The following is an 18471-nucleotide window of genomic DNA, read 5'->3' on the forward strand; positions in this document are numbered from 1 at the left end:
TAAATATCAAAAAAAAAATGAAAGTATTAGCCAATGATGGAATTTCTAAAAGTGGAATTCTAGCCTTAGAAAAAGGCGGATTTGAAGTTATAACTACAAAAGTAGCTCAAGAACAAGTTGCTAATTTTGTGAATGAAAACAATGTAGACGTAGTTTTAGTTCGTAGTGCAACTAAAGTTCGTAAAGATATTATTGATGCTTGCCCAGGTCTTAAAGTTATCGGACGCGGTGGTGTTGGTATGGATAATATTGACGTTGATTACGCTAAAAGCAAAGGGATTCATGTAATTAATACACCTGCTTCATCATCAGAATCTGTTGCTGAATTGGTATTTGGACACTTATTTTCTGGTGTTCGTTTTTTGCATGATTCTAACAGAAATATGCCTCTTGAAGGAGATTCAAACTTTGATGGTTTGAAAAAAGCTTACGCAAATGGTGTTGAATTAAGAGGAAAAACACTTGGTATTGTTGGTATTGGACGTATTGGTCAGGCAACTGCAAAAATGGCGCTTGGTTTAGGAATGAAAGTTATCGCTGCAGATAGTTTTATTCCAAAAGTAGACATTAAAGTAGAATTTTTTGACGGACAATCCATTACAACTACAATCGTTTCTCAATCATTAGAATCTTTGTTTAAAGAAGCTGATTTCATTACATTGCACGTTCCGGCTCAAGATGGTTATATTATTGGTGAAAAAGAATTTGAGATCATGAAAGATGGTGTCGGAATCGTAAACTGTGCACGTGGCGGCGTAATTGACGAAGTTGCTTTAATAAAAGCTTTAGATTCAGGAAAAGTTGCTTTTGCTGGATTAGACGTTTTTGAAAGCGAGCCAAAACCAGAAATGACAATTTTAATGCATCCAAAAATTTCTTTGACTCCACACATTGGAGCTGCAACTGGAGAAGCACAAGACAGAATTGGTACAGAACTAGCATCACAAATTATTTCTTTGTTGAGCTAAGTAATCAAAAAATAGATTAACTTTAGAGGGATTTACTGCTTATTTGTAGTAAATCCCTTTCTTTTTTGATTAATTTTGTCGTCTAATCTAAATCTAAATATCATGTTTGAACAATTGACCCAATTAGTACAGCAATACGGAGGCGATGCCATTGTTAAAAATACTGCTGTCCCAAATGAACATAATGAAGCCGTAATAAGCGAGACCAGCAATTCTATTTTTGCGGGACTACAAAAAATTGCTTCAGAAGGAGGAGCAGAACAACTAGCAGGTTTATTTAACGGAACTTCTAAATTAGACAGTTCAAATCCCGTTGTACAGCAAATAACACAACAGTTAACCGGAAGCCTAGGTGAAAAATTCGGATTAAGCAGCGCTGACTCTGCGGGTGTAGCTTCAAGCATGATTCCACAGGTTTTGAATTCTTTAATAAACAAAGCTAAAGATCCTAACGACAACAGCTTTCAAATTTCTGATATCATCAATTCAATTTCAGGAAACAGTGGCCAAGCGTCAAGTATAATGGATACAATCTCCAAATACGGAATGCAGTTTGGCCTAGACCAAAACGCCGACGGAAAAGTTGATGTTGCTGATGTTCTAGTAGTTGCCAAAACCAAAGGTGGCATCTCAGGATTTATTGGGAGATTGTTTGGAAGTAAATAACTTTTAAAGTTATAAAGGATTACAGGTTCAAAGGAACAAAGGTTTTTAAAATCTTGTCACTTTGAACCTTTGTCACTTTGAACCTCACTATAAACTGTTAAAAAATAAAACTCTTTCCTGATTTATTTGTAAATTTAGATCTGATAATCAGTATTATGAAAAATTGCATTTACATATTAATAGTTCTATTTACGATAGTTGCTTGTTCTACAGCATCAAAAAATACTGTAGCAGAGGCAAATGCGGGTAAAGCAAACAAAAATATAAATGATACTGTAAGAATTGCAAATGACTCTTTAGAATATGAAGTAATTATTATTGATAGCGGTTTCAGCACTTGGCTGGCATCTATGGCACAGCCCAGAAATTATTATTCATTGTCTTATCTTGAAAACAAAAATTATCTGTATGTAACCGAGTGGAATAACAGAGTCAATCAGCCACAGCGATATAATCCAAATTTGTATGAAATGCGTATTGATTATCAACCTCAGATTCATTACGGTTATGAAGTAAATTACCTGATTTACAATTATATGATTTATTTTCAAAATACATACAAACAAAAGCTAGGCGGATATGTACCAATACGATAATGTTCTTATATTTGTAATTGTTATAAATAAAGAATGAACAGATTAAAGAAACGCTGGGGAATTACCTCAAACTTACAAGCCATTATTATCTTTATCGTTTTTGCGATCACCGGATCGGCATCTGCATGGCTGTCTAAGCCTTTTTGCGTTTGGCTGGGTATTAGCAAGGAAGATTTTGGAGGTTGGTTTACCTTAATCCGCTTATTGATTATTTTTCCTATCTATCAAGTTTTATTAGTTATAATTGGGAGTATTTTTGGGCAATTCCGCTTTTTTTGGAATTTTGAAAAGAAAATGCTAAAAAAAATGGGATTAGGTTTTCTTTTTAAAGACTAAATTTCCTTATCCTGTTTTTGAAAATAGTAAGTGTAAATCCACGTAAGTGTAAATGAAGGAATAACATCTGTAAATGGAATTATTTCCTCAACAAATGTCAAAATACTAGCCACTTTCCCTACTCTGCCTTTGTACATTCTTGTCATTATAAATGCGGCAATAGGCGCCCAAATGACATCTGAGAATTCTCCAATTAACGGAATACTGAACGAAATCATTCCGATTCCATCCAAAAGCAAACCTAATAGTAGTTTTCTAGTTCTATCGTCTTCTCTTATTACTTTAACTTCCTGCATTTTAATTGAATTTAGATTGTTCTAATTTAAAAGTTTTACTTTTAATCAGCTTATTTATTTTTTCAAATTTATTTCTTAATTACCACGTTTCTAAGTGATTATTTTTCTAGAAACTTGATATTTGCAAAACTTATTACTCAAAAGTCATTCCATTATTAAAATACATTTATTTGAAGAACATTGACACGTAGGTTTTCTTTAGCTCTTACCGCTAAATACTTTCATAAATTTCTGTTAGAACGAATTTTTATATCGGCAGAATCTTTGTTTCTTTGTAGAAACAGTTTCAAAAAATGATACACGCAAAAAATATACATAAATTCTACGACCAGCTTGAGGTTTTAAAAGGAGTTGACCTGCACATTAAAAAAGGAGAAATTGTTTCGATTGTAGGGGCTTCTGGAGCTGGAAAAACCACTTTACTGCATATTTTAGGAACGCTGGACAAACCATCAAAATCAAATATTGAAACTTCATTAACTATAAATGGAGAAAATATTTTAGGCCTTAATGACAAAGCTTTGTCGAAATTCAGAAATATGAATTTAGGCTTTATTTTTCAGTTTCATCAGCTTTTGCCTGAGTTTACAGCTTTAGAAAATGTTTGCATTCCTGCTTATATTGCAGGCAAGAAACCATCTGAAACAGAAGATGAAGCTAAAAAACTGCTGACATATTTAGGATTATCGCATCGCATAAATCACAAACCAAACGAACTTTCAGGAGGAGAACAGCAACGTGTAGCTGTTGCGAGAGCTCTAATCAATAAACCAGATGTTATTTTTGCCGATGAACCGTCTGGAAATTTAGACACTCATTCTGCTGAAAATTTGCACCAATTATTTTTTCAGCTTCGTGATGAATTCGGACAAACATTTGTAATCGTAACACACAACGAAGAATTAGCCAATATGGCAGATCGAAAATTAATTATGGTAGACGGACAGATTAGCAATTAAAACTAAATCGCTGTTCAACATTATTATGAATAAATTAGAACTCAAAGAATTTCTAGACGAAAAAGTCATTCAATACAACAATCAAGATTTTATTGAAAGTGATCCAGTGCAGATTCCACATTTGTTTTCATTAAAAGAAGATATTGAAATTGCTGGTTTTTTAAGCGCTACAATCGCTTGGGGAAATCGTAAAATGATTATCAAAAATTCACATCAAATGATGGAATTAATGGGAAACACACCCTACGATTTTGTGATGTCTCATTCTGAAGAAGATCTGGCGAGATTGGAAAATTTTGTACACAGAACTTTTAACGGAAAAGATTTTGGAAGCTTTATAAAAGGATTGCAGCACATTTATAAAAACCATAATGGCTTAGAAACTGTTTTTTCTAAAAACCAAGAACTAAACAGTTTACAGAAAAGCATTCATGAATTCAAGAAATTATTTTTTGAAATCGATCATTTGCCTCGAACCCAAAAACACATTTCAGATCCGTTAAACAATTCGGCCGCCAAAAGAATTAATATGTATCTGCGATGGATGGTGCGTCAGGATTCTAAAGGAGTTGATTTAGGAATTTGGAAAACTATTTCGCCTGCAGCATTATCTTGTCCGCTGGATGTTCATTCAGGAAATGTAGCGCGCAAACTTGGAATACTTTCGCGAAAGCAAAATGACGCAAAAGCATTAGCTGAATTAGATTTACAACTTCGTAAAATGGATGCAAGAGATCCTGTAAAATATGATTTTGCCTTATTTGGTTTGGGTGTTTTTGAAGGGTTTTGATTTTGATAATTAGATTATTAGATGAACCGATTATTAGATGATTCGAAAAATCTAGTGATCTAACCATCAATTTAACGTACATTTGCACAAAATTTAATGCAAATGAGCACTTTCGAAAAATTCAATCTTCCAAAATCAGTACAAAAAGCAATCGATGAATTAGGCTTTGTTACGCCTACTCCTATTCAGGAAAAATCCTTTTCTGTGATTATGTCTGGCCGAGATATGATGGGAATTGCACAAACTGGTACCGGTAAAACTTTTGCATATTTATTGCCTCTTTTAAAACTATACAAATTTACACCAACCAATACGCCTAAAATTGTAATTCTTGTTCCAACCCGCGAATTAGTAGTTCAGGTGGTAGAAGAAGTCGAGAAATTAACCAAATACATGTCGGTTAGTACGCTTGGTATTTTTGGTGGAGTAAACATCAATACGCAAAAAAAAGCAGTTTACGAAGGAGTTGACATTTTAGTAGGAACCCCTGGCAGAACAATGGATTTAGCACTAGATGCTGTAATTCGTTTTGATGAAACTCAAAAATTAGTTATTGATGAGTTTGATGAAATGCTGAATCTTGGCTTCCGTACACAATTGACAGCACTTTTGGCGATGATGAAAACCAAGCGTCAGAACATTTTATTCTCTGCAACAATGACAGATGAAGTTGATGCTGTTTTAAATGACTTTTTTGATTTTCCAGAAGAGGTAACACTTGCTGCTTCAGGAACACCACTTGAAAACATTACTCAAATCACATATAATGTCCCTAATTTCAATACAAAAGTAAATCTGTTAAAACATTTATTACAAACAAACGAAAGCATGGAACGTGTTTTGGTTTTCGTGAATAATAAAAAGATTTCAGACATGCTTCATACGCGTATTGAGGAAGATTTTGAAGGTCAGTTTGGAGTTATTCACTCTAATAAATCTCAAAATTATCGTTTGAGTACAATGGCAGAATTTCAAGAAGGAAATTTACGTGGATTAATTACTACTGATATTATGGCGAGAGGTTTAGATATTTCGAATATCTCTCACGTTATTAACTTTGAGCTTCCTGAATTTCCAGAATTGTATATGCACAGAATTGGCCGTACAGGTCGTGCAGATGCAACAGGAACTGCAATAAGTTTCATCACGCCTCGTGAAGAAGAATTTAAAGTAGAAGTAGAAGTTTTAATGAATCAGGAATTAGAAGTTGCGGCATTTCCAGAAGAAGTAGAAGTTTCATTAAAACTAATTGAACCTGAAAAAGACAAACAGCCGATTAAGTTTTTAATGAAAAAAGTGAAACTTGATGGTGATGGTGCATTTCATGATAAAGCTAAAAAGAATAAGAAAGTCAATTTAGGAGGACCTTCAAAAACAAAAAAGAAAACCCACGGTTCTGTCAATCGAAATATGTTGAAAACGAGAGATAAGAAAAGAAAGGATAAGGATAAATAGATTTAAAAAGGTACTGAGTTTCTAAGATGCTAAGATTCTGAGGTTTCTTATTTTATAAAAGAGGGATGAGTTTTTTTTGAAACTCATCCCTCTTTTATATTTTAAACTTAGTCCCTTAGCACCTTAGAAACTCAGTACTTAAAAAAAGCTATATCTTAGTAAAAATCAATCCTACAGGTGAACACAGTTCAATCTTTTTTCCTGTATCAGTAAGCTTTCCGGTAGTTTTATCTCTTTTAAAAATAATTATATCATTTGTATATTGATGACCAACTAAAAGGTAATTTCCTGTTGGGTCAATGGCAAAATCTCTTGGGCCTTTTCCTAAAGTACTTTGCTGTTCAACTAATTCGATACTCCCATTTTTAAGAATTTTGTAAACTGAAATAGCATTGGCATCAACTCGGTCAGAAACGTATAAAAAGTTTCCGTCAGGTGAAATTTTTATCGCTGCAGCGCCAGTTCCGCCTGTAAATCCTTTTGGAAGAATACTTGTTTCGGCAAGAACCTTAAGATTTCCTGTTTTATCGTAACTAAAAGTCGTTAATGTAGCATCTAATTCTTGAATTAAATAGACAAATTTTCCGTCTTTGCTAAAAGTCAAATGTCTTGGTCCGCTTCCTGGCTTTACATCGACAGTACTTTTTAAAGTCAGCATTTCGTTCTTAGAATTCGGATTGTATTTGTAAATGAAAATTTTATCTAAACCTAAATCGTTCGATAAAACAAACTTTTTATCTGGAGAAAAAACTACCATATGCACGTGTGCTTTTTCTTGGCGCGCAACATTTGGTCCTTTTCCTTCATGCTGAATCAACTGTTGTACTGGTGTAATGCTTCCATTAGGACTCTTTTTAAAAACTACTATGCTTCCACCTGAATAATTCGCAACAATTACATTTTGACTGTCATTAATTAAATGACAAGGATCTGCACCCAATGCATCATTTTTATTTAAAAAAGTAAGCTTTCCGTTTGGCGAATTGTATCTAAAAGCACTTACAGTACTTTGAGTTCCGTTTTCGTTTACTGCATAAATAAATTTATTATCTGCTGAAACTGACAAATAACTCGGACTCAAAACGCCCTCAGAAGAATTCTTTAACTTAAATTCTCCCGAATTTGAATCGAATTCGTAAACGTAAATTCCGTCGCTCTTGCAGGTATTTGTGTAAGTTCCCACTAATAAATTAAATTTATTTTGGGCTTGTAAGTTTGTAAAAGCTAAAGCTGAAAAAAGCAGCATATATAATCTTTTCATAGTTTTTAATTGTTTTTTGAATACGCTAAAATACTCAATATTATCAATAGAAATTGCATTTTTTGTTATAAATGAATTTCCAAAAGTTACATATTTCAAACTATTTTTTTTCCTTTTTTAGCTATACAAGAAATATAACTTTATTTAATTTTATGCTTATAAAGACTAGCTTATAATCTCTTACATTACTTATATGGTTTAACTAAATATAATACAAGGTTTGAGTAAAAATTTGTATTTTTGACCAGTATCTACAAAACGTAGTGAAGTTAAATCGAAGCCAGAATGCATTTTAAACATCCCGAAATTCTATACTTTCTGTTTTTATTGATTGTTCCAATTTTGGTTCATTTATTTCAATTACGACGTTTCAAAACTTCCTATTTTACCAACGTCAAATTCTTAAAAGAACTCGCTGTTCAGACTCGTAAAAGTTCGAAAATCAAAAAACGATTATTGCTTGCTACTCGTTTATTACTGCTGACTTTTGCCATTATTGCTTTTGCACAGCCTTATTTTGAAGCCAAAGACAGCAAAAATGCCACAAACGAAATGTATATTATTCTAGATAATTCGTTTAGTATGCAGGCTAAAGGAAAAAAAGGTGAATTGCTAAAGCGTGCGGTTCAGGAATTATTAGAAAACACACCAGAAAACACTCAATTTTCGCTTTTAACTAATACCGAAAATTACTGGAATACCGATATTAAATCTTCGAAAGGCGCTTTGCAAAACTTAAAATACAGCGCAACTCCTTTTGAACTTTCATCGATTATGGCTAAGATTAAAGCGCATAAGTCAGCACATAAAAAAGATATTGTCATTATTACAGATGCTGTTGGTTTAGCAGAAAAAGATGTAAAAAACATTGATACAGAAGAAAAACCATATTTTATTATTCCGGAAGCCGAACAAAAAAACAACATTGCTGTTGACAGTGTTTTTATCAATCAGACTTTAGAGAATTTTTACGAAATAAGTGTTGCATTATCGGCCTATGGAGACGATTTTAAACCTATTTCAATGGCGCTTTACAATCAAAATAAACTGATAGCCAAAACAATTATTAATTTTGATTCGAAGAAAAAGAAAATCAATTTTACTATTCCGAAAGAAGCTTTTCACGGGTATGTAACCATTGAAGATAATGGACTGAATTATGATAATAAGCTTTATTTCAGTATTTCTAAATCTAAAAAAACAAATGTTATCAGCATTGGAGAACCTGAAAAAAGCAACTTCTTATCTCGAATTTATACATCGGCTGAATTCAATTACAACAATTACTCAATCAGCAGTTTAGATTACAATAGTCTAGAAAAACAAAATACTATTATTCTGAATGAATTAATCGAAGTTCCTCAAGCACTTCAAACTACTTTAAAAGCATTTGTTTCAAAAGGCGGTAATTTAGTTGTAATCCCTTCTGAGAAAAGTTCGATCTCAAATCTGAATTCATTTTTAGGAAATTTTGGAAAAGTTCAGTTTAATAATTTAAGAACCGACAGCAAATTAATTACCAAAATCAACTTTGATCATCCTTTATTTTCTGGTGTTTTTGAGAATAAAATTACGAATTTTCAATATCCTAAAACGAGCAGTTCATTTGCTATTTCTACTCCATATCCAGCAGTTATATCGTATGAAGATCAAAGTGTATTTGTAACTTCAATTCAGAATCCAGTTTCTGGAATTACAGTATTTTCAGCACCAATTAACAGTGAAAATTCAAATTTTCAGCAATCGCCATTAATTGTTCCGCTGTTTTATAAAATGGGACAAAACAATCAGAAAACAGGTGTAAACGCATTAACGATTGGCAATAATCAACCTTATTTTGTTGATGTTTTACTGACAAAAGACGCAATTTTAGAAGTAAAAGGAAATGATGATTCGTTTATTCCGATTCAGCAAATATTAAATAATAAAGTAAAATTGACATTTAATGATTTCCCTGAAACAGCTGGAAATTATAGTATTTATGACAAAAAAGAATGGGTTGAAAATCTGAGTTTTAATTATAAACGAAGCGAAAGTGATTTGAGTCAAGTAAATACAAATGTAGTTTCAGATTTTAAAACTGCAGATACCATTTCGACCATTTTCAACACCTTACAAACTGAGCGAACTGACAGCCAAATTTGGAAATGGTTTGTTATCTTTGCTCTGTTATTTTTAGCATTAGAAATGGCAATTATAAAATTTGTAAAATAGAATTCGCGTTTGTTTAACGTATTTTACTTTTTACAAAAATCATTTTACGACAAAAAAATATCTACATATGAAAATAATCATCAAAAGCGCCAAAATTATCGACTCGAAAAGTCCGTTTCATAACCAGACCGTTGATCTTTTAATTGCAGATGGTTTAATAGAAAAAATAGGCGTTTCACTTCCAAACGGTGAGGCAGAAATTGTACGATTCGATGATCTTCACATTTCTCAAGGCTGGTTTGACACCAGCGTTTCATTTGGAGAACCAGGTTACGAAGACCGGGAAACCATTGCAAACGGATTGAATGTTGCCTCAAAAAGTGGTTTTACAGCAGTTGCATTACAGCCAAATTCCTTCCCTGTTATTGATAATCAGTCTCAAGTAAATTTTGTAAAAAACAAAGCAAACGGTTTTGCCACAGAAATTTTTCCAATTGGCGCGCTAACCAAAGCCAGTGAAGGAAAAGATATGGCAGAGCTATACGATATGAAAAAAGCCGGAGCAATTGCTTTCGGTGATTATAATAAAAGTATTGACAATGCTAATCTGCTAAAAATAGCATTGCAATATGTTCAAGATTTTGATGGATTGATAATTGCTTATTCACAAGATCCAAACATAAAAGGAAATGGAGTTGCCAACGAAGGAATTGTTTCAACAAGATTAGGCCTAAAAGGAATTCCGAACTTAGCAGAAGAACTACAAATTTCAAGAAACTTATTCTTATTAGAATACACTGGCGGAAAACTTCATATCCCGACAATTTCTACAGCTAAATCAGTTGAATTAATTAGAGAGGCCAAAGCAAAAGGCTTAAACGTAACAGTAAGCGCCTCTGTACATCATTTGGTTTTAACCGATGAAAAATTGGAAGGCTTTGATACTCGATTTAAAGTAACACCGCCATTGCGAACTGAAGTTGACCGACAAGCTTTATTAAACGGAATTGCTGACGGAACTATTGATATGATTACTTCAGATCATAACCCAATTGATATTGAATTCAAGAAAATGGAATTTGATACCGCTAAAAACGGGACAATTGGTCTTGAAAGTGCTTTCAGCGCATTATTAACGGTTTTGCCACTAGAAACTGTCGTAGCTAAATTAACTTCGGGAAGAATTGTTTTTGGTCTTGAAAAAAATATAATTGAAGAAGGCGGAAAAGCGAACTTCACATTTTTTACTCCGGATGGAAAATCAACTTTTACAAAAGAAAACATACTTTCAAAATCTAAAAACTCAGCTTTTTTAGGAACTGAAATAAAAGGTTCTGTTTACGGAATTTTAAATCAAAATCAACTTGTTATCTCTAAATAATTACAATGAATAATTCAATCGAAGAGGGAAAATCTATCGCAATTACCAGTTATATTTTAATAATTGGAGTACTGATTGCAATGTCGATGAACTCTGAAAATAAAAATAGTTTTGCTTCTTTTCATATTCGTCAGGCGCTAGGATTGTCTTTGACGTTTATTTCTTTTGGAGCTATAATCAGCAATTTTGACAGTTTTTTTATAACTTTTCCAATGTGGATTTGTATTTCAATTCTTTGGACTTATGGAATTTTTACTGCTATTCAAGGACAAACAAAGCCAATTCCGTTAGTTGGAGAATTATTCCAAAAATGGTTTAAAAAGATTGGCTAATCTTTTAAATTTCAATTAAAAAATTCCAAATTCCAAATTCGGAAAATTCACAATTCACAATTCACAATTAAAAAATGAATCTATCTTTAGAATATAAAATACAAGAACCAAAAGTTATTTTAGATAAAAATCCTGTGTTGCTTTTATTACACGGATATGGCAGCAATGAGGCTGACTTGTTTTCGTTTGCAACAGAACTTCCTGATAATTATTATATTGTTTCAGCACGCGCACCTTATGATTTGCAATATGGCGCTTATGCTTGGTACGCGATCAATTTTGATGCTGATCAGAACAAATTTTCAGATAACGAACAAGCAAAAACTTCTCGCGATTTAATTGCCACTTTCGTAGATGAATTAGTTGCAAATTATCCGATTGACGCTAATAATGTGACTTTAGTTGGCTTTAGCCAAGGTTCTATTTTGAGTTATTCTGTTGCACTTTCTTATCCTGAAAAAATTCAGAGAGTTGTGGCAATGAGCGGTTACTTTAATGAAGAAATTATCAAAGAAGGTTTTGAGAAAAACGATTTCAAAAACCTAAAAATATTCGCGTCACACGGAACTGTAGATCAGGTTATTCCAATTGACTGGGCAAGAAAAACGCCTGCTATTTTAGAAAAATTAAATATTCCAGTTACTTATAAAGAATATCCTGTAGGTCACGGCGTAGCGCCGCAAAATTTCTTTGATTTTAAGAATTGGCTCGCTTTGTAGTTCTCAATTTTCGGTATTCAGTCGCAGTTTTCAGTTTGTTTGAGACTGAAAACTGCGACTGAAGACTGTAAACTATAAACTATTTCCCCGTATAAATAATCTTCCCGTCTTTTTTCAGGACATATCCTTTCCAAGGAATTAACTCCCAATCGCCGTTAACCCACGAATCGCCTTCAGATTTTCTTTCTAAAATAATAGATTCTTTTTGAGTATCCAGAAAAAGTTCTGCTTTATTTCCTTCGAAAATTACGTATGATGCAGTAGTGTATGTTTTTCCGTCATCAAAGTGAGACAATTTTGTGCCTTCAAACACACGTATGCATTCTTTTTTAAGAGTTGACCAAGTATAGCCAGCAGATGCTTTACAACCGTGAGAATCGGCATCTGCTCCTACAACAGTTTCTTTTACTGGCTCTCTCGGAATTGTATTTACATTTTCTTGAGAAACTCTTTTGGCGCAGGAAAACGCGCTCGCTATAATCAAAAACAAAAACATCTTTTTCATAATCCTATCTATTTAATTTTAATCAAAAAAAAATAGGATTAAAAAATCCTATTTTTGATATAACCAAGTTTGGTTAACTTCAAAAGTAATACTTTCATCATCATTAACAAAGTATTTTAACAAGACTTCTCCCCATAATTCACCATTGCTGTAATCTGCAATGATCCATCTGTGGTTTAAAATTTTCACTTTATTAATGATAAATTTACTAGCGCCAATTTTATCCTGACCCGTATAAGGATTTCCGTTTGGATTTGAATTTAGATCTAATAATTTTTCAGTTACAACCGGAATCAATTTTTCGTATAAAATGACTTTACCGCCAGAAGCACTGTTATCAAAATAATTTTGTGCATTTTCGTTATGTTCTAAAGAAAAATAATTGGCATCAGCTAATTGAGTTTTCACTAAATTGATGCTATCTCTCAGTTTCTTAGTCGTTTTATCATATCTTTCCTGTCCAAATTTCACTTCATTACTGTAAAACATATAGGTAAAAACATTCATTAATATCGCAAGGATAAAAAGATAAAGCATTAAGGATTTTTTCATTTTTGTGGTATAATTAAATTGTAATTTCTAAATTATCATAAGCCAAGAAAACATTTTTAGGCAACTTCTTTTGCACCTCTTCATGAAAGCCCAAAACGTGGCTGATATGCGTTAAATAGGCTACTTTTGGCTTGACCAAATTTATAAAATCGAGGGCTTCCTGCAAATTAAAATGTGTATCATGCGGTTCTACGCGCAAAGCATTCACAACCAGAACCTTTAGGTTTTTTAATTTTTCAACTTCAGCTTCTTCAATTGTTTTTACATCTGTCAAATAAGCAAAATCATCTATTCTATAACCAAAAACCTGTAAATCGCCATGCATTACATTAATTGGAATAGCTTTTTTGTCGCCAACAGCAAAAGTTTTATTATTTTGAACCTCAATTGTTTTAACGCTTGGTGCGCCTGGATATTTGTTTACAGTTTCGAAAACATATTCAAAACGGCGCTTAAGATTATCAATTACACGCTGGTGCGCGTAAACTGGAATTTCACCTTGACGGAAATTAAACGGACGAATATCATCTAAACCTGCAGTGTGATCTGCATGTTCGTGAGTAAACAAAATAGCATCGAGATGCCTGCATCCGCATGAAAGCATTTGCTGTCTGAAATCAGGCCCACAATCGATTACATATGAGTGATCGTCCCACGTAATCCAGATGGAAACGCGGAGCCTTTTGTCCTTAGCATCAGTGCTTTTGCAAACAGGATGATCGATTCCGATAATCGGAATACCTTGGGAAGTACCAGTACCTAAAAAATATACCTTCAATTGAACTTATTTTTTTTACAAAAATAGGATTATTTCTCTTTCATTAGAAGCCTAATTTGCTAACTTTGTAACAAATCTATTTAAAATAAAATGGGTACAGAAATAAAACTCAAAGGTGACAAGGTCATCGAACAGATTCCTTCTATAAAAGACAAAGCGTTACGCATTAATTTAAACGAGAATATTTACGGAACATTTGCTGAAATTGGTGCTGGACAAGAAACAGTTAGGCATTTTTTCAGATCCGGAGGTTCATCGGGAACAATTGCAAAAGCAATGTCTGCCTATGACAAAGATTTTAGTGATGCCGTTTATGGCATCGAAGGGGACGGAAGATATGTTACCGAAAACCGACTAAAAAAGATGCTTACGTTTGAAGGTGAATTGATCGAAGAACGTTTAAGCCGAGAAAAACACCCTAATAAACTTTTCTTCAGCTACGCCAATACAGTAGCAACAATAGATTTTGCCAAACAATTTAAAGGTCACGGCTGGGTCGGAATTAGATACCAAATAGAACCTGACGAAGCTTATAACGAAATTATTCTACACATTCGTTTTAAAGAAACTGACGCAAGACTTCAACAAGAAACACTAGGGATTTTAGGTGTAAACTTAATTTACGGTGCCTTTTACAAATACAACGATCCAAAACGATTACTTCGTTATTTATACGATCACTTAGATAAAGACCAACTCGAAATCGATACTATTAACTTCTCAGGACCACGTTTTGCTGATGTTGATAATCGTTTAATGAGTTTGCAATTGGTTAAAAACGGAATGACAGATGCCGTAATGTTTAACCCTGACGGGAAAAATGTTCTGCCTGCAGCTGTTTTGTACAAAAAAAATCTTCTTGCTTTTAGAGGAAGTTTCCGTCCGGTTACGAATGTAAATCTTGATATGTACGAGAAATCTTTAAAGATGTTTCTCGAAGAAAATAAAGTAGAAAAAGACAATACTCTAGTCGTTTTTGAAATTACACTTTCGAATTTACGTTCAGATGGTGAGATTGACGAACGCGATTTTATGGACAGAGCTGAATTACTTTGTTCTTTAGGCCAAACTGTAATGATTTCGAATTTTCAGGAATACTATAAAGTGGTTGAATATTTTTCTAATTATACTAAAGCCAGAATGGGATTGGCAATGGGAGTAAATAATTTAGTTGATATTTTTGACGAGAAATACTACCGTCATTTAAGTGGTGGAATTCTAGAAGCTTTTGGAAAATTATTCTACAGAGATATGAAAGTATTTTTATATCCGATGTTGGGCGATAATGGCGAAGTTATTACATCAGCTAATTTGAAAGTACATCCGAGAATGAAGGAATTGTATAAATTCTTTAAGTTCAACGGAAAAGTAGTTGACATTGTAGATTACAACCCTAATATATTAAACGTATTCTCTCGTGAAGTACTAAAAATGATCAGTCAGGGAAAAACAGGCTGGGAACCAATGCTTCCGTCTGGGGTTGCGGAAATCATAAAAGAACATCATCTTTTTGGATATCATCCGCAAAAGGAATTGGAACAAAACGCATAAAAAAAGTCCCAATTAAGGGACTTTTTTTTGTTTCAAGTTTTTTTTGTTTCAGGTTTCACGTTCTGAACTTAATAACAAATTAACCGCAAAGCACGCTAAGTCTTTGTGACATACTAAGTTTATAAAACACAAAGTTCGCAAAGCTTTGTGTTGATTTAGCTTTGCGAACTTTGTGTTTTATAAACGCCATGGATAAAAAAAACTTGGCGTACTTTGCGGTAAAATCTACTCAGCTTGTAACCTGAAGCAAAAAATTATTTCAAAATCTGAGCTGCGTGTTCTTTAGTTTTTACTTGCGAGATTACTTCATCAATGATTCCGTTTTCATCGATTACGAAAGTAGTTCTGTGAATTCCATCGTATTCTTTTCCCATGAATTTTTTTGGTCCCCAAACACCAAATGCATTGATTACCGATTTATCTTCATCTGCCAATAATGGAAAAGGAAATTCATATTTATCTTTAAATTTTAATTGTGCTTTCTGGCTGTCGGCACTCACGCCTAAAAGTTCATAATTATTCTCTTTAAAACGCTCAAAATTGTCTCTTAAGTCACAAGCTTCTGCAGTACAGCCTGGTGTACTTGCTTTTGGATAAAAGAAAACAACTAGTTTCTTTCCGGCATAATCTGCCAGTTTATGCGTTTTTCCGTCTTGGTCTACTCCTGAAAAATTTGGTGCTTTATCACCTTTTTGCAATGTTGTCATTTTTATTTAGATTGTTAGATTGTTTAGACTTCTTAGACTTCTTAGATTTCTTAGATTGTTAGATTGTTAGATTTAGGATTACGCATAAAAGTATAGTTTAATTACAATTGACATTTCACATTTCACATTTCACACTTCACATTTCACATTTCGCAATTGACAATTACCATTGCCCCAGATTGTAGTGAAAACCCCGGAATTGTGACAGCTTACATTTTTTGCATTAAAAAAGCGACCGGCGGAAGCTCTTTTTAATACTTAAAAATGTTGCTGTTGCAATGAGGAGTTGAAACGAAAAGCTGGATTAGGCACATCATTAAAATTATACTATTTTTACGGGATTAAAAATACGGAAATGAATAAAGAAGCTCGCGTACAATTTGTTATAAATACGTTAAAAGAACTCTATCCTACTATACCTGTACCACTTGATCATAAAGATCCTTACACATTATTAATTGCGGTTTTGCTTTCTGCGCAATGCACAGATGTACGTGTGAACCAAATTACGCCTCTTTTATTTGCAAAAGCAGATAATCCGTATGATATGGTAAAAATGTCGGTTGAAGAAATTAAGGAAATCATTCGTCCGTGTGGTTTGTCTCCAATGAAATCTAAAGGAATTCATGGTTTATCAGAAATTTTAATCGAAAAATATAATGGTGAAGTACCTCAGAGTTTTGAAGCTCTTGAATCTTTGCCAGCTGTTGGACACAAAACCGCGAGCGTTGTCATGTCTCAAGCTTTTGGGGTTCCTGCTTTTCCAGTAGATACTCACATTCACAGATTAATGTACAGATGGAATTTATCAAACGGAAAAAATGTAGTGCAGACCGAAAAAGATGCTAAGCGATTATTTCCAAGAGAAATTTGGAACGATCTACATTTACAAATTATTTGGTACGGACGTGAATATTCGCCTGCAAGAGGCTGGAGTTTAGACAAAGATATTATTACGAGAACAATCGGGAAAAAATCTGTTATAGAAGAAGCTGCTAAAAAGAAAATCTAGCAGCTTCTATATTTTTCTTACATACCTCCTTTTAAGGCATTGTATTCATTTTTCATATCGAGCGATCTATAAATACCTAAGAGCGATTTTATAGCATCTTCATTTTTGGGTTCGATGGTCAGTGCCTGTTTCAAAATTGGAATAGCACTTTTTAAGACTTCATTTTTTTTAGCATCCAATATATCATATTCCTTCATTTCTTTAGGGCTGTTTCCAAGCATTGCCATTTGATCAACCAAAGCTTTTTTCATTTGTATTTTTACATAAGCCAGATTAATGTAACAGTCAATACAATTTTGATTTAGCTGCAGTGCCTCATTATAATATTTTTCTGCATTTGCAAAATCATTTCGCTCTAGATATGAAAAAGCTAAGTTTCCTAAAATTTCTGGTTTTTTTGAAGGCGGAGATACAGTTCTAGGCTTCTCATAGAGACCCGCTTTTACATTTGACTCTCTGGCACTTACAGACATAAAAGATTCTTCTACTTTTGTTTTTTTGTTGGTGGCATAATACACAACTCCTTTACCAGAATAATTTATTTTTTTAAGTTCCTCATAATATTTAATTGCAGCGACATAGTCTTTTCCTGTTAAGGAAGCAGTTGCAGCATTAAACAAGTTTAGAGTGTCTTTTTTATCAAACAAGTATACTTCATAACTCTTATCTGCGCTTTCTTTAAATTTTCCGCCTTGATAATCATTATAAGCTCCATCAACCAATTTAGATTTCATTTCTTTTAAAGCTAAATTTGCTTTCACAGCGTATCTGTAAATACGGGAATCATTTTCATATAAGAGTACATCTTGAAATGAACTGATTGCAGTAGTAAAATTAGCTGCAGCATCTATATTTTTAGAAGCTAAGTCTTTATAAACATTTCCTTTTAAGAAAAAGTAATCTGTTTTTACATCATCTGGTGCGTTTAGAATCTGATATTCTATTTTCTTTAAAATGGCAGCTGCCTCTTGAGATTTTCCTTTATCGTAGTTAGACTGCGCCTCTTTTATTTCATCTTTTTGAGCAAATGCTCCGATAGTAATCAATAGCAGGATTGATAATATCTTAATTTTCTTTTTCATTTTATCAGTTAGGTTTGGTTGTTAAATGATTTGATGGTTATTTGGGAGGGACTTGCAGAAGATTAAAGCCTAGAATTAATTAATTTTTTTTTTTAAGCAAAACTTACAGTAAAATCAGCTTATTTCTTTCCTTTAAAAGAATTTGCAAAATCCACTCTTTATGCCTTTGATCTTATTTTTTAGATTAAGACAGACAACAAACGAAACAAAATAAATAGGGGTAGTTTTTCTCCATAAATCATTTAGTTATTTAGTTAAACATCAATTTTATAAAAATTATTAATATTCTACAAATCGAATGAATTTTAATAAATAAAACTCTTATTCTTCGATTTAACTGAATAAACAATTACTTTTTAACTAAAATAAAA

General features: G+C 33.0%; 20 protein-coding genes. 13 read left to right on the top strand and 7 right to left on the bottom strand.

What is annotated here, in order from left to right; all coding sequences use genetic code 11:
- Window positions 1-17 precede the first annotated feature (17 nt).
- The 4 genes from IRZ83_RS03765 (at window position 18) to IRZ83_RS03780 (ending at window position 2566) form a co-directional block, all read left to right on the top strand.
- A complete protein-coding gene (locus IRZ83_RS03765) occupies window positions 18-968 on the top strand; it encodes a D-2-hydroxyacid dehydrogenase (RefSeq protein ID WP_194566929.1) in 951 nt (316 codons plus the stop codon).
- A 102-nt stretch (window positions 969-1070) separates the two neighbouring features.
- On the top strand, window positions 1071-1634 hold the full coding sequence (locus IRZ83_RS03770; RefSeq protein ID WP_194566930.1) for a hypothetical protein: 564 nt from the start codon (window positions 1071-1073) through the stop codon (window positions 1632-1634).
- 155 nt (window positions 1635-1789) lie between these two features.
- Window positions 1790-2230: a DUF6146 family protein gene (locus IRZ83_RS03775; RefSeq protein ID WP_194566931.1), complete on the top strand. Its 441-nt coding sequence runs from the start codon at window positions 1790-1792 to the stop codon at window positions 2228-2230.
- Window positions 2231-2263: 33 nt separating this feature from the next.
- Entirely contained in the window at window positions 2264-2566 is a 303-nt protein-coding gene (locus IRZ83_RS03780) for a DUF6787 family protein (protein ID WP_029269122.1), read from the top strand.
- Here the strand turns inward: IRZ83_RS03780 and IRZ83_RS03785 are convergent.
- Window positions 2563-2862 carry a hypothetical protein gene (locus tag IRZ83_RS03785; RefSeq protein WP_029269120.1) on the bottom strand — a complete coding sequence of 100 codons (300 nt, stop codon included), beginning with the start codon at window positions 2860-2862 and terminating at the stop codon, window positions 2563-2565. The two genes, IRZ83_RS03780 and IRZ83_RS03785, sit on opposite strands and share 4 nt — an antisense overlap.
- A gap of 293 nt (window positions 2863-3155) precedes the next feature.
- On the opposite strand from IRZ83_RS03785, the gene IRZ83_RS03790 reads away from it, so the two are divergent.
- The 3 genes from IRZ83_RS03790 to IRZ83_RS03800 all read left to right on the top strand — a co-directional run bounded on the left by IRZ83_RS03790 (window position 3156) and on the right by IRZ83_RS03800 (window position 6066).
- Window positions 3156-3821, top strand: coding sequence for an ABC transporter ATP-binding protein (locus IRZ83_RS03790; RefSeq protein ID WP_194566933.1), 666 nt, complete (start codon window positions 3156-3158; stop codon window positions 3819-3821).
- Window positions 3822-3846: 25 nt separating this feature from the next.
- The gene (locus IRZ83_RS03795) at window positions 3847-4611 is read left to right on the top strand and encodes a TIGR02757 family protein (RefSeq protein ID WP_194566935.1); all 765 of its coding nucleotides are present in this window, start codon (window positions 3847-3849) and stop codon (window positions 4609-4611) included.
- A gap of 102 nt (window positions 4612-4713) precedes the next feature.
- Window positions 4714-6066 carry a DEAD/DEAH box helicase gene (locus IRZ83_RS03800; protein WP_194566937.1) on the top strand — a complete coding sequence of 451 codons (1353 nt, stop codon included), beginning with the start codon at window positions 4714-4716 and terminating at the stop codon, window positions 6064-6066.
- A 148-nt stretch (window positions 6067-6214) separates the two neighbouring features.
- Here IRZ83_RS03800 and IRZ83_RS03805 read toward each other — a convergent pair whose 3' ends face one another.
- Window positions 6215-7327: a lactonase family protein gene (locus IRZ83_RS03805; RefSeq protein ID WP_194566939.1), complete on the bottom strand. Its 1113-nt coding sequence runs from the start codon at window positions 7325-7327 to the stop codon at window positions 6215-6217.
- Between the two features lie 285 nt (window positions 7328-7612).
- Between IRZ83_RS03805 and IRZ83_RS03810 the strand changes: the two genes are divergently transcribed.
- The 4 genes from IRZ83_RS03810 to IRZ83_RS03825 all read left to right on the top strand — a co-directional run bounded on the left by IRZ83_RS03810 (window position 7613) and on the right by IRZ83_RS03825 (window position 11913).
- On the top strand, window positions 7613-9541 hold the full coding sequence (locus IRZ83_RS03810; protein WP_194566941.1) for a vWA domain-containing protein: 1929 nt from the start codon (window positions 7613-7615) through the stop codon (window positions 9539-9541).
- Between the two features lie 67 nt (window positions 9542-9608).
- Window positions 9609-10862, top strand: coding sequence for a dihydroorotase (locus IRZ83_RS03815; RefSeq protein WP_194566943.1), 1254 nt, complete (start codon window positions 9609-9611; stop codon window positions 10860-10862).
- A 5-nt stretch (window positions 10863-10867) separates the two neighbouring features.
- Window positions 10868-11194 carry a hypothetical protein gene (locus tag IRZ83_RS03820; protein WP_194566944.1) on the top strand — a complete coding sequence of 109 codons (327 nt, stop codon included), beginning with the start codon at window positions 10868-10870 and terminating at the stop codon, window positions 11192-11194.
- Between the two features lie 74 nt (window positions 11195-11268).
- Window positions 11269-11913: an alpha/beta hydrolase gene (locus IRZ83_RS03825; RefSeq protein WP_194566945.1), complete on the top strand. Its 645-nt coding sequence runs from the start codon at window positions 11269-11271 to the stop codon at window positions 11911-11913.
- A 79-nt stretch (window positions 11914-11992) separates the two neighbouring features.
- Here the strand turns inward: IRZ83_RS03825 and IRZ83_RS03830 are convergent, their stop codons facing one another.
- The 3 genes from IRZ83_RS03830 to IRZ83_RS03840 are packed head-to-tail and all read right to left on the bottom strand — an operon-like array spanning window position 11993 to window position 13748.
- Window positions 11993-12418 carry a hypothetical protein gene (locus IRZ83_RS03830; protein ID WP_228520656.1) on the bottom strand — a complete coding sequence of 142 codons (426 nt, stop codon included), beginning with the start codon at window positions 12416-12418 and terminating at the stop codon, window positions 11993-11995.
- A 48-nt stretch (window positions 12419-12466) separates the two neighbouring features.
- Window positions 12467-12970 (bottom strand): hypothetical protein, encoded by a 504-nt coding sequence (locus IRZ83_RS03835; protein ID WP_029269101.1) that lies wholly within the window; start codon window positions 12968-12970, stop codon window positions 12467-12469.
- A gap of 13 nt (window positions 12971-12983) precedes the next feature.
- Complete coding sequence (locus IRZ83_RS03840; protein WP_194566946.1) at window positions 12984-13748, bottom strand: MBL fold metallo-hydrolase; 765 nt, start codon at window positions 13746-13748, stop codon at window positions 12984-12986.
- A 90-nt stretch (window positions 13749-13838) separates the two neighbouring features.
- Between IRZ83_RS03840 and IRZ83_RS03845 the strand changes: the two genes are divergently transcribed.
- Complete coding sequence (locus IRZ83_RS03845) at window positions 13839-15299, top strand: nicotinate-nucleotide adenylyltransferase (protein WP_029269097.1); 1461 nt, start codon at window positions 13839-13841, stop codon at window positions 15297-15299.
- 254 nt (window positions 15300-15553) lie between these two features.
- Here the strand turns inward: IRZ83_RS03845 and bcp are convergent, their stop codons facing one another.
- Window positions 15554-16006 carry a thioredoxin-dependent thiol peroxidase gene (gene bcp / locus IRZ83_RS03850; protein WP_194566947.1) on the bottom strand — a complete coding sequence of 151 codons (453 nt, stop codon included), beginning with the start codon at window positions 16004-16006 and terminating at the stop codon, window positions 15554-15556.
- A gap of 355 nt (window positions 16007-16361) precedes the next feature.
- Here bcp and IRZ83_RS03855 point away from each other — a divergent pair, with 355 nt between their 5' ends.
- The gene (locus IRZ83_RS03855) at window positions 16362-17018 is read left to right on the top strand and encodes an endonuclease III domain-containing protein (protein WP_029269093.1); all 657 of its coding nucleotides are present in this window, start codon (window positions 16362-16364) and stop codon (window positions 17016-17018) included.
- A 17-nt stretch (window positions 17019-17035) separates the two neighbouring features.
- On the opposite strand, the gene IRZ83_RS03860 is transcribed toward IRZ83_RS03855, so the two are convergent.
- Window positions 17036-18100 (bottom strand): tetratricopeptide repeat protein, encoded by a 1065-nt coding sequence (locus tag IRZ83_RS03860; protein ID WP_029269091.1) that lies wholly within the window; start codon window positions 18098-18100, stop codon window positions 17036-17038.
- Between the last annotated feature and the right edge of the window lie 371 nt (window positions 18101-18471).

This window comes from Flavobacterium sp. JLP (assembly GCF_015350755.1).
In the GTDB taxonomy this organism is placed as follows: Bacteria; Bacteroidota; Bacteroidia; order Flavobacteriales; family Flavobacteriaceae; genus Flavobacterium.